General features: G+C 66.5%; 1 protein-coding gene. It reads left to right on the top strand.

The features are described from left to right. Positions 1-515 (top strand): transposase (locus RB628_RS41185; protein ID WP_318325740.1); only part of this gene is annotated, 515 nt, incomplete at its 5' end. Between the last annotated feature and the right edge of the window lie 67 nt (positions 516-582).

The raw sequence follows: 582 nt of genomic DNA, 5'->3' as shown, positions 1-582 counted from the left end.
ACCACCTCGGGCCGATGCTCGCGCTCCAGCCGCGCAAGCGGTTCGCCAAGGACACCGTGCTCATCGTGGACGGCACCCTGGTCCCGACCCGCGACCACACGGTGGCAAAGCAGTCCAAGAACTACCGGTACTCGACCAATCACCAGGTCGTCATCGACGCCGACACCCGCCTGGTCGTCGTGGTGGGCCGGCCCCTGCCCGGCAACCGCAACGACTGCAAGGCGTGGGAGGAATCCGGCGCCAAAGCCGCCGTCGGCAAGACCATGACGATCGCCGACGGCGGTTATCCCGGCACCGGGCTCGTCATGCCCCACCGCCGACGCAAGGGCGAAGACCTTCCGGACTGGAAGGAAGCACACAACAAGTCCCACAAGCAGGTCCGCGCCCGCGTCGAGCACGTCTTCGCGCGCATGAAGACCTGGAAGATCCTCCGCGACTGCCGCCTCAAAGGAGACGGAGTCCACCACGCCATGCTCGGCATCGCCCGGATGCACAACCTCGCCCTCGCCGGATAAACGGCCGGTCCGCACGACGGCGAACCACGCCTGAGACAGCTCGAAGATCATTTACGGGACAGCCCTT

The organism is Streptomyces sp. ADMS (assembly GCF_033441795.1).
Classification (GTDB): Bacteria; Actinomycetota; Actinomycetes; order Streptomycetales; family Streptomycetaceae; genus Streptomyces.
This window is presented reverse-complemented; position numbering and strand designations above follow the sequence as displayed.